General features: G+C 68.4%; 11 protein-coding genes and 1 tRNA gene. All 12 read right to left on the bottom strand.

What is annotated here, in order from left to right; all coding sequences use genetic code 11:
• Window positions 1-58: 58 nt before the first annotated feature.
• The 12 genes from rpoB to Pme01_RS19190 all read right to left on the bottom strand — a co-directional run bounded on the left by rpoB (window position 59) and on the right by Pme01_RS19190 (window position 10,715).
• Window positions 59-3,490, bottom strand: a complete 3,432-nt coding sequence (rpoB, locus tag Pme01_RS19135; protein WP_168116178.1) for a DNA-directed RNA polymerase subunit beta — start codon at window positions 3,488-3,490, stop codon at window positions 59-61.
• Window positions 3,491-4,074: 584 nt separating this feature from the next.
• Complete coding sequence (rplL, locus tag Pme01_RS19140) at window positions 4,075-4,461, bottom strand: 50S ribosomal protein L7/L12 (RefSeq protein ID WP_168116177.1); 387 nt, start codon at window positions 4,459-4,461, stop codon at window positions 4,075-4,077.
• A gap of 37 nt (window positions 4,462-4,498) precedes the next feature.
• Window positions 4,499-5,071 (bottom strand): 50S ribosomal protein L10, encoded by a 573-nt coding sequence (gene rplJ / locus Pme01_RS19145; RefSeq protein WP_168116176.1) that lies wholly within the window; start codon window positions 5,069-5,071, stop codon window positions 4,499-4,501.
• 288 nt (window positions 5,072-5,359) lie between these two features.
• Window positions 5,360-6,052 (bottom strand): hypothetical protein, encoded by a 693-nt coding sequence (locus tag Pme01_RS19150; protein WP_168116175.1) that lies wholly within the window; start codon window positions 6,050-6,052, stop codon window positions 5,360-5,362.
• Complete coding sequence (locus Pme01_RS19155; RefSeq protein WP_168116174.1) at window positions 6,049-6,804, bottom strand: ATP-binding cassette domain-containing protein; 756 nt, start codon at window positions 6,802-6,804, stop codon at window positions 6,049-6,051. Before Pme01_RS19155 ends, Pme01_RS19150 begins: the two co-directional genes overlap by 4 nt.
• Before the next feature lie 80 nt (window positions 6,805-6,884).
• Window positions 6,885-7,601 (bottom strand): 50S ribosomal protein L1, encoded by a 717-nt coding sequence (gene rplA, locus Pme01_RS19160; RefSeq protein ID WP_168116173.1) that lies wholly within the window; start codon window positions 7,599-7,601, stop codon window positions 6,885-6,887.
• Window positions 7,602-7,666: 65 nt separating this feature from the next.
• Window positions 7,667-8,098, bottom strand: coding sequence for a 50S ribosomal protein L11 (gene rplK / locus Pme01_RS19165; protein ID WP_168116172.1), 432 nt, complete (start codon window positions 8,096-8,098; stop codon window positions 7,667-7,669).
• Window positions 8,099-8,233: 135 nt separating this feature from the next.
• Complete coding sequence (gene nusG / locus Pme01_RS19170) at window positions 8,234-9,058, bottom strand: transcription termination/antitermination protein NusG (protein WP_168116325.1); 825 nt, start codon at window positions 9,056-9,058, stop codon at window positions 8,234-8,236.
• Between the two features lie 69 nt (window positions 9,059-9,127).
• Window positions 9,128-9,511, bottom strand: coding sequence for a preprotein translocase subunit SecE (gene secE / locus Pme01_RS19175; protein ID WP_168116171.1), 384 nt, complete (start codon window positions 9,509-9,511; stop codon window positions 9,128-9,130).
• A gap of 170 nt (window positions 9,512-9,681) precedes the next feature.
• Window positions 9,682-9,754 (bottom strand) — tRNA-Trp (locus Pme01_RS19180).
• A 105-nt stretch (window positions 9,755-9,859) separates the two neighbouring features.
• Window positions 9,860-10,261 carry a MaoC family dehydratase gene (locus tag Pme01_RS19185; protein WP_168116324.1) on the bottom strand — a complete coding sequence of 134 codons (402 nt, stop codon included), beginning with the start codon at window positions 10,259-10,261 and terminating at the stop codon, window positions 9,860-9,862.
• A gap of 7 nt (window positions 10,262-10,268) precedes the next feature.
• A complete protein-coding gene (locus Pme01_RS19190; RefSeq protein WP_168116170.1) occupies window positions 10,269-10,715 on the bottom strand; it encodes a MaoC family dehydratase N-terminal domain-containing protein in 447 nt (148 codons plus the stop codon).
• Window positions 10,716-10,797 lie beyond the last annotated feature (82 nt).

The raw sequence follows: 10,797 nt of genomic DNA on the forward strand, positions 1-10,797 counted from the left end.
GGGTGGTTGCCAGGGGTCGGGCGGGGGCCACCGGGTGGCGGCCCCCCGCACGGACAGATCAGACTTCCTCGACGCTGCTCGGCTCACGCCGCGACAGGTCGATGCCCAGTTCCTCGGCTGCCCGGAACACCTCGTCGTCGGTCTCGCGCATCTCCAGGGCCACACCGTCGCTGGAGAGCACCTCAACATTGAGGCACAGCGACTGCAGCTCCTTGAGCAGCACCTTGAACGACTCCGGGATACCCGGCTCCGGGATGTTCTCACCCTTGACAATGGCCTCGTAGACCTTGACCCGGCCGAGAACGTCGTCGGACTTGATCGTCAGCAGCTCCTGCAGCGCATAGGCCGCGCCGTAGGCCTGCATCGCCCAGCACTCCATCTCACCGAAGCGCTGACCACCGAACTGTGCCTTACCACCCAGCGGCTGCTGCGTGATCATGGAGTACGGGCCGGTGGACCTGGCGTGGATCTTGTCATCAACCAGGTGGTTGAGTTTCAAGATGTAGATGTAGCCGACCGCGATCGGGTCGGGCAGTGGCTCACCGGACCGGCCGTCGAACAGCTGCGCCTTACCGGAGGCGCCCACCATCTGCTGGCCGTCCCGGTTGGGCAGGCTCGACGAGAGCAGGCCGGTGATCTCCTCCTCACGGGCACCGTCGAAGACCGGCGTCGCCACGTTGGTGTCCGGCTCCGACTCGTGCGCGTTGATCGACCTGAGCGCCTTCTTCCACCCGGCGTCGTCGCCGTCGACCTTCCAACCGGTCTTGGCGACCCAGCCGAGGTGCGTCTCGAGCACCTGGCCGACGTTCATCCGGCTCGGCACGCCGAGCGGGTTGAGAACGATGTCGACCGGGGTCCCGTCCGACAGGAACGGCATGTCCTCGACCGGCAGGATCTTGGAGATGACGCCCTTGTTGCCGTGACGGCCGGCGAGCTTGTCACCATCCTGGATCTTGCGCTTCTGGGCTACGTACACCCGGACCAGCTCGTTCACGCCCGGGGACAGCTCGTCGCCGTCCTCGCGGCTGAAGGTACGCACGCCGATGACCGTGCCGGTCTCACCGTGGGGAACCTTGAGGCTGGTGTCGCGGACCTCGCGGGCCTTCTCACCGAAGATCGCCCGCAGCAGGCGCTCCTCCGGGGTCAGCTCGGTCTCGCCCTTCGGGGTGACCTTGCCGACCAGGATGTCGCCCGGTACGACCTCGGCACCGATCCGGATGATGCCGCGCTCGTCCAGGTCGGCGAGCATCTCCTCGCTGACATTGGGGATGTCGCGAGTGATCTCCTCCGGCCCCAGCTTGGTGTCGCGGGCGTCCACCTCGTGCTCCTCGATGTGGATCGAGGTGAGCACGTCCTCCTGCACGAGGCGCTGCGACAGGATGATCGCGTCCTCGTAGTTGTGGCCCTCCCAGGGCATGAACGCCACGAGCAGGTTGCGCCCGAGCGCCATCTCGCCCTCGTCCGTGCACGGACCGTCGGCGAGGACCTGGCCGGCCTCCACCCGCTGGCCCTCGAAGACGACCGGCTTCTGGTTGACGCAGGAGCCGGCGTTGGAGCGGCGGAACTTGTGCAGCAGGTACGTGCGGCGGTGGCCGTCGTCCTGGTGCACCGTGATGTAGTCGGCACACATGTCCTCGACCACGCCCGGCGACTCTGCCAGTACGACGTCACCGGCGTCCGTGGCCGCCCGGTACTCCATGCCGGTGCCGACCAGCGGCGACTCGGCCTTGACCAGCGGTACGGCCTGACGCTGCATGTTCGCGCCCATCAGGGCCCGGTTGGCGTCGTCGTGCTCGAGGAACGGGATCATGGCCGTCGCGACCGACACCATCTGGCGCGGGGAGACGTCCATGTAATCCACGGCCTCGGGCGCGAGGTTGTCGATCTCGCCACCCTTACGGCGGACCAGAACCCGTGCCTCGGCAAACCGGCCGTCGGACTGCAACGGCGTGTTGGCCTGCGCGATGACGTGCCGGTCCTCCTCGTCCGCGGTCAGGTAGTCGATCTGGTCGGTGACCCGACCCTCGACGACCTTCCGGTACGGCGTCTCGATGAAGCCGAACGGATTGACCCGCGCGAACGTGGAGAGGGCGCCGATCAGACCGATGTTCGGCCCTTCCGGCGTCTCGATCGGGCACATCCGGCCGTAGTGGGACGGGTGCACGTCACGGACCTCGAAGCCGGCCCGCTCCCGGGACAGACCACCCGGGCCGAGCGCGGAGAGGCGCCGGCGGTGGGTCAGGCCCGCGAGAGGGTTGGTCTGGTCCATGAACTGGGACAGCTGCGACGTACCGAAGAACTCCTTGATCGCAGCCACCACGGGGCGGATGTTGATCAGGGTCTGCGGCGTGATCGCCTCGACGTCCTGCGTGGTCATCCGCTCGCGGACGACCCGCTCCATCCGGGACAGGCCGACCCGGACCTGGTTCTGGATCAGCTCGCCCACCGTCCGCAGACGGCGGTTACCGAAGTGGTCGATGTCGTCGGCCTCGTACCCCTCTTCGCCCGTGTGGAGCTTGCAGAGGTACTCGACCGTCTTGACGATGTCATCTTCGGTGAGGACACCCCTGATGATCGGGACGTCCAGGTTGAGCTTCTTGTTGAACTTGTAGCGGCCGACCTTGGCGACGTCGTACCGCTTGGGGTTGAAGAAGAGGTTGTCGAGCAGGGTCTGCGCGTTCTCCCGCGTCGGCGGCTCGCCAGGCCGCAGCTTGCGGTAGATGTCCAACAGCGCCTCGTCCTGCCCGGCGATGTGGTCCTTTTCCAAGGTGGTCATCATGAGCTCGGACCAGCCGAAACGCTCACGGATGCGCTCGGCGGACCAACCGATGGCCTTCAGGAGCACGGTCACCGCCTGACGGCGCTTGCGGTCGATCCGCACGCCGACGGTGTCGCGCTTGTCGATGTCGAACTCCAGCCAGGCACCCCGACTGGGGATGACCTTCACACTGGAGAGATCGCGGTCGGAGGTCTTGTCCGGCTGCTTGTCGAAGTACACGCCCGGAGACCGGACGAGCTGGCTGACCACGACGCGCTCAGTGCCGTTGATGATGAACGTGCCCTTGGGCGTCATCATCGGGAAGTCACCCATGAACACCGTCTGGCTCTTGATCTCGCCAGTGGTGTGGTTGGTGAACTCCGCCGTCACGAACAGCGGGGCGCAGTAGGTCAGGTCCTTCTCCTTGCACTCCTCGATCGAGGCCTTGACCTCGTCGAAGCGCGGCAGAGAGAACGAGAGCGACATAGTGCCGGAGAAGTCCTCAATGGGGCTGATTTCCTCGAGGATCTCCGCGAGACCGGAGCGCGCGTGCTCATCACCAGCCGACCGAGCCTGCCAAGCCTCGTTGCCCACCAACCAGTCGAACGAATTGTTCTGGATGGCGAGGAGGTTGGGAACCTCCAGGTGTTCGGTGATCCTGCCGAAGGAGATCCGGCGGGGAGCGAATGCGCTCGAAGAATTAATGGTCTTCGCAGGGCGGGAAGCTGCCAAGATGCGTCCTTCCGAGGACCGGTGGTGCGGCGGCCGTTTCGCGTGCAGCCCGACAGGCCCCCGCCGAAAACGCCCAGCAATGGGCGACTGACAGCAGAGGGGTAGTCGGAAGACAGCGCAAACTAGCAGTGTAGCCGAAAGGCTAACCGCTGTCGAGCCGCCACCGGCAAGTACCGGAAAAACACCTCTGACCTCCAGAAATCCGGAGGCCGAGACGTCTCGGCACCGACCTTGGCCACCCCCAAGGACACTGACCCCAAGGTCACATCCAAGGGCGAGACGCTGGCCGTGGCGTCCGCGGAAGTAGTGCTGCTTCAGCGTGCCTGGATCGTGGTCACCGCGTCAAGGGCTCTCGCTGCGGCGCGCCGGGCATTGGACCGTACAGTCAGCGAAGTACCCCCCTAATTCCTCTTAAAACGGACTGTTTCGACAGCCGGGGTGCTCGCGATCCGAACCGTGGGGAACACGGACAGCACCTACGAAAGGGCGGCCGTCCCGGGGTGTTCCCGGAACGGCCGCCCTCGCGAGTGCGACGCGAGGCGCCGCGCAGATCTCGAAGCGCGACGCACAGCGCCGCGCGGAGATTACTTCACGCTGACCTTGGCGCCCTCGGCCTCGAGCTTGGCCTTGGCCTTGTCGGCGGTCTCCTTGTTGACCTTCTCCAGGATCGCCTTCGGCGCGGCCTCAACCACGTCCTTGGCCTCCTTGAGGCCCAGGCCGGTCAGCTCACGCACGACCTTGATGACCTGGATCTTCTTGCCACCGTCAGCCTCGAGGACGACGTCGAACTCGTCCTTCTCCTCCTCGGTCGGAGCCGCGGCGGCGGGGCCACCCGGAGCGGCGGCGACAGCGACCGGCGCGGCGGCCTTGACGTCGAAGGTGTCCTCGAACTGCTTGACGAACTCGGACAGCTCGATCAGCGTCATTTCCTTGAACGCGTCGAGCAGCTCGTCGGTGCTGAGCTTAGCCATGAGCTGGCTTTCCTTTCCTAGCTTCGAAAATTCGAGATCAGGCTTCGGCCGGAGCCTCGGCTGGAGCGGCCTCTGCGCCGCCCTCTGCTGCACGCTTGTCCTGCAGGGCCGCCGCCAGGCGCGCGGCCTGGGCCAGCGGAGCCTGGAAGGTCGCCGCGGCCTTGCTCATGCTTGCCTTCATGGCGCCGGCCAGCTTGGCCAGCAGCACCTCGCGGGACTCAAGGTCGGCGAGCTTCTTGACGTCGTCCGCAGACATGGGACGACCCTCGAAGACACCGCCCTTGATGACGAGGAGCGGGTGAGCCTTCGCGAAGTCACGCAGGCCCTTAGCCGCCTCGACGGGGTCACCGCCGACGAAGGCGAGCGCGGTAGGACCGGTGAACAAATCGTCGAGGCCACTGAAGCCCGCGTCGGTGGCCGCACGCTTCGCCAAGGTGTTCTTGGCGACGGCGTAGTTGGTCTCCCGCCCGAGCGAGCGCCGCAACTCCTTGAGCTGCGCGACCGTGAGGCCGCGGTACTCGGTGAGCAGCGTCGCCGACGAACTACGGAACTGCTCGGTCAGTTCGGCTACCGCAGAGGCCTTGTCAGCCCGAATCGGCTTGTCCGCCATGTCCCTCCTCTCGTTGCTTCAGGCTGGCCGGGCCCGGAAACGAGAGACGCCCCGGCGCAGGGCGCACGGGGCGGGGTCGGCCCACGAAACGGGCCGAGACGCTAACCGTTCATCGAACACTCCGGCTCGGTCAGCTTCGCCAGCCGACCCGAACGTTCGCCCTGCGCGGGTCGCCCGCGAATGCGGGACCTTCAACCGTGCGAGCACGGTGACCAGCGGTCTTTGGGTGGAACTACGCGGCTAAGGGTACGCGAGGAGCACGCCGCCACCAAATCGGGGTCGGATAGCTCACGTACGCGACCGCCTCATCCCGACGTAGCCGGCGAGCGCGACCGCCGTCCACGCCAGCGCGTGCACGGTGAGCGCCGCGACCCCGGAGGGGACGAAGCCGTGGGTGGCGAGCCGGGCGACGGACATCATCGGCGGCGCGAGCCACCAGACCGGCGACCCGTTGAGGCCGAGGACGAGGGTGAGGACGGCCCCGGCCACCACGACCATGGCCCCCATCCCGAACGAGCCCGTCACCGCCCGGCTCGCGCACGCGCCGAGGGCGACCGCCGGCGCGATCATGACCAGGTGCGCCCACAGCCCGACCGACACCCCGGACAGCAGCGACGGGTCGCCGGGGCCCGCCGAGGCGGAGATGCCGCCGAGCCCCCAGGGCAGGACGAGCGAGATCACCACGACCGGGAGCGCGGCGGCGACGGCCGCGAACAGGCCGGCGGCCTGCTCACGCAGCGGCGAGCCCACCGCGACCACCGCCAACCGGCGCTGCACGTCCGGCTCCGCGTCGAGCAGCAGCTTGGTCTGCCACGCCAGCACCGGGAAGAGGAAGAGCGCCGACACCCCGTACGCCTCGCCGGCCTGGGCCGCGCCACCGCCGTACAGCGTGCCGAGTACGACCAGGTAGGTCACCAGCGGAGCGACGACCCTGCCGGTACGCACGTAGCCGACCAGGCGCATCCGGGCCAGCGCGGTCATGAGGGGCTCCGCTCGGCTGCCGGCTCGTGGCGTATCCGCAGCACGTCGTGGCCGGCGGCGCGCAACTGCGCGACGACTGCCGGGGCGCGGGCGGCGCTCACCTCGACCTCGATCACGCAACGGGCGTCTCCGGCATCCAGGTGTTCCTCGGTGATCCGGCCGTCGGCGACCAGCCACCGACGCGAGCCGGGCAGGTCCACCAGCTTGCCCGAGTGGTCGCTGACCACCACGGCGGTACCGGCGACGGCCATTTCGGTGATGACCGCGGGCAGTTCGGCGAGCACGGCCGCGTCGAGCCCCTCGGTCGGCTCGTCCAGTACGAGCAGCCCCGGGCGGACGAGCAGCGCCTGGGTCAGGCCGACCTTCTGGGCGGTCCCCTTGGACAGCGACGACAGGCGGACACCCAGGTACGGCGTGAGGCTGAACCGCTCCGCCCAGTCCGTGGCGGTCGTCGCCGCCCTCGCTCGGGTCAGCCCGCGGGCGGCGCCCATGAACGTCAGGTAGTCCAGGACGGTGAACGGCTGGTCCGGCGGGAACCGCTCGGGCACCCAGCCGACCTCGGCCGGCCGGTCGGTGATCCGCCCCCGCGCCGGCGTGAGGGTGCCGACCATCGCCCGGATCAGGGTGGACTTGCCGGCACCGTTGCGCCCCAGCAGGACGGCGGTCTCACCCGGCGACAGCGACAGCGACACCTCGCGCAGCACCCATGGCGCCCGACGGCCGTACCGCAGCCAAAGGTCATCGATGCGCACCGCGCGAGCCTAGCCAAAAAGAAGCCGCCGGGCGGCCCCGACAGTGCGGGGCGCCCGGCGGCACCGTGTCTGGAGCGGCCTTACTCGGCCGCTTCCTCCTCGGTCAGGTTGCGCGTGCGGTTGGGGTCGACCGGTACGCCCGGCCCCATGGTGGTGCTCATCGTGACCTTCTTCAGGTACTTGCCCTTGGCCGCGGACGGCTTGGCGCGGAGCACCTCGTCGAGCACGGCGGCGTAGTTCTCGATCAGCTGCTTCTCACCGAAGCTCGCCTTGCCGATGATCAGGTGGAGGTTGGCGTGCTTGTCCACCCGGAAGGTGATCTTGCCGCCCTTGATGTCGGAGACCGCCTTGGTCACGTCCATGGTGACCGTGCCCGTCTTCGGGTTCGGCATCAGACCGCGCGGGCCCAGGATCCGCGCGATCCGGCCGATCTTGGCCATCTGGTCGGGAGTGGCGATCGCCGCGTCGAAGTCGAGCCAGCCCTCCTGGATCCGGGCGACCAGCTCGTCGGTACCGACGGCGTCCGCGCCGGCTGCCTGCGCCTCGGCGGCCTTGTCGCCGGTCGCGAAGACGATCACACGGGCGGTCTTACCGGTGCCGTGCGGCAGGTTCACCACGCCGCGGACCATCTGGTCAGCCTTGCGCGGGTCGACACCCAGCCGCATGGCGACCTCGACGGTGGCGTCGAACTTCGCCGGGCTGGTCTGCTTGGCCAGCTTGACGGCGTCGGTGGGGCTGTACAGCGCGTCGCGGTCGATCAGGTCGGCCGCCTTGCGGTAGTTCTTGCCGTGCTGCATGAGTCTTTGCTCCTGTGGTCGTTGGCGGGCCAGCTTGGCGGCCCTCCCACGTGTGGTCTTGAGGACTAGTCGGCGACGTTGATGCCCATCGACCGGGCGGTACCGGCGATGATCTTCTCGGCCTGCTCGATGTCGTTGGCGTTGAGGTCCGACATCTTCTTCTCGGCGATCTCGCGCAGCTGGGCGCGGTTGATCGAGCCGACCTTCTGCGTGTGCGGCACACCCGAGCCCTTCTGGATGCCGGCGGCCTTGATCAGCAGGCGCGCGGCGGGCGGGGTCTTGAGGACGAACGTGAAGGTGCGGTCCTCGTACACGCTGATCTGCGCCGGGACGATGTCGCCGCGCGAACCTTCGGTGGCGGCGTTGTACGCCTTGACGAACTCCATGATGTTCACGCCGTGCTGACCGAGGGCGGGGCCGACCGGCGGCGCCGGGGTGGCCTGACCCGCCGGCAGCTGAAGCGTGAACGTCTTGACGAGCTTCTTCTTCGGAGGCATGTCTGTCTTCCTGGGCGTGGTGCTCGCCCGGCGCGTCGCCGGGCGAGACGGGTCTGCTTGGACTCGACCACCGGGAACGCGCGCACGCTGACGCGCCGGCGGTCGGGCCGGACGGTCTAGAGTACCCCAGCCAGATTAGAGCTTGGCGACCTGGTTGAAGTTGAGCTCGACCGGCGTCTCTCGACCGAAGATCGAGACCAGCACCTTGAGCTTCTGCTGGTCGGCGTTGATCTCGCTGATCGTCGCGGGCAGCGAGGCGAAGGCGCCGTCGGTGACGGTGACCGAGTCGCCCACCTCGAAGTCGAGAACCTTGACCTCGGGTTTGCCGGCCTTCTTCTCCTGCTGCACGGCCGGGGCGAGCCACTTGAGGACCTCGTCCAGCGACAGCGGAGCGGGCCGGTCGGCGCGGTCCGTGGCACCGACGAAGCCGGTGACACCGGGCGTGTTGCGCACGCAGGAGTACGACTCGGCGGTCAGCTCCATGCGTACCAGGATGTAGCCCGGGAAGACCTTGTTCTGCACCTGCAGCCGCTTGCCGTTCTTGACCTCTACCTCTTCCCGGGTCGGCACCTCGACCTGGTAGATGTAGTCCTCCATGTCGAGGCTGGTGATCCGGGTCTCGAGGTTGGTCTTGACCTTGTTCTCGTAGCCGGCGTACGAGTGCACCACGAACCAGTCGCCGGGCGCGAAACGCAGCGCGGCACGCAACTCGGCCACCGGGTCCGCGACGTCGCCGTCCTCGTCGCCGGGCCGCTCCTCAGCGCCGGGCAACTGCTCGGCGCCGGCCAGCTCGGCGGACTCGGCGCCAGCGGTCGCGGTCTCGTCGGCGGTGGCATCGGCTTCCGCCGGGGCGGAGTCGGCGCTCGCGGTCCCGCCGACCTCGTGGGCCGCCGTCGCGACGGTCGAGTCGGTGCCGGCCTCGGCAGCCTCTGCGGCCTCGACCTCGTCGTACTCAGGCACGTTGCTCACTTCCGTTGCTTTTTGCGGCTCCCGCCGCACAGGTATCGGCCGATAGCCGGACCGACTGTGTCACTTACCGTTGCCGGTGCCGAACACCTTGAGGATGACGTACCCGAACCCGGTGTCCAGTCCCCAGACGATCGCCATGATGATCGCGACGAACACGACCACCACGGTGGTGTAGGTCAGCAGCTCCTTGCGAGTAGGCCAGATGACCTTGCTCAGCTCGCTGATGATCTCACGGATGAAGTTGCGGAACCGGCCGAACAGACCCGGCCGCTCGCCCGCCTTGGTCCTGGCCTTGGTCGCGGTCCCGGTCTTGTCGACGCCACCCGCCCGCTTCGGCTTTTCCAGCCCCTCGTCGAGGGCATCGTCGCGGAGGGCGTCCTCGTCGAGCCCCTTGTCGAGGCGCTCGTCCACGGCGTCCTCGCCGCGGCGCTTGCTCTCGGCCACTTCCGCCCTCTTCCGTGATGTCGCGGTGGTCATCCCACGTCTACGGTCTACCCGGCGCTGGCCGGGCTCTGCTCCCACGACTGGCCCGCCACGGTCGCGACACCGCCGTCCGGCGATGCCAGCCACCGAACGCACTCGTCGGTGTCATCCGGCCGTCAGGCCCTTCGGCGCAGGGGCGACAGGACTCGAACCTGCAACCTGCGGTTTTGGAGACCGCTGCGCTGCCAATTGCGCCACACCCCTCTGCGAGGTCTGAAGTCCCTGACTCGGGCACGCGCCGAGACAGGGGTACATACCCCACGGGCGACCAGTGTACGGGTAAGTGCCCGGCTTTCCCAACCGCCCCGCTCAACCCGCCCGGTGTCGCACGATGGCGCGGGCTTGACCCAGGACCTTGTCGCCGCCGCACGTCGCCGTGATGTCCAGTCGCGCATGGCCCTGCTCGGTGAAGCCCTTGACCACGGCGGTGACCGTCACCTCGGTGCCCTCGTCGTCATCGGGGACGACGACCGGCTTGGTGAAGCGCACGCCGTACTCCACGACGGCCGCCGGATCACCCGCCCAGGCGAGCACCGCCTGCCCGGCCAGAGCCATCGTGTACATCCCGTGCGCGATCACCCCGGGCAGGCCCACCTTGGTCGCGACCCGGTCGCTCCAGTGGATCGGGTTGAAGTCGCCGGACGCACCGGCGTACCGGACAAGGTCGGCGCGGGTCACCCGGAACGTATGCGGCGGGAGCCGCTCGCCGATCTCCACGTCAGCCCTCCCCTCGTACGACCAGCCTGGACCAGACCGTGACGACCGGCTCGCCGTCCTCGGTCGCCACCTCGGTACGGGTGGTGACGAAGTCGTGCCCGGCCCGTGAGGTGATCTCGTCGACCGTGCAGACGCAGGTCAACCGGTCCCCCGCGTACACCGGGCGGGTGTAGCTGAACCGCTGGTCGCCATGCACCACCCGGCTGTAGTCGATGCCCAGCGCCGGGTCGTCGATGATCTGGGCGCCGGCGCTCATGGTCATGACGATCGGGAAGGTCGGCGGCGCGACGACATCGGGGTGCCCGAGGGCGCGAGCGGCGGCCGGGTCGGTGTGCGCCGGGTCGGTGGCGCCGACCGCGGCGGCGAACTCCCGGATCTTCTCGCGGCCGACCTCGTAGCTCGGCGTCGGCGGGTAGGTACGACCGACGAAGGAAGGGTCCAACGGCATGGCCTGAACCTACCGGCTCGCTACCTGGATCCGGGCCATGGCAGGGCCCGGAAGCGGAAGTGGCGGCCACCCCGGTACCGGG

The organism is Planosporangium mesophilum (assembly GCF_016863255.1).
In the GTDB taxonomy this organism is placed as follows: Bacteria; Actinomycetota; Actinomycetes; order Mycobacteriales; family Micromonosporaceae; genus Planosporangium; species Planosporangium mesophilum.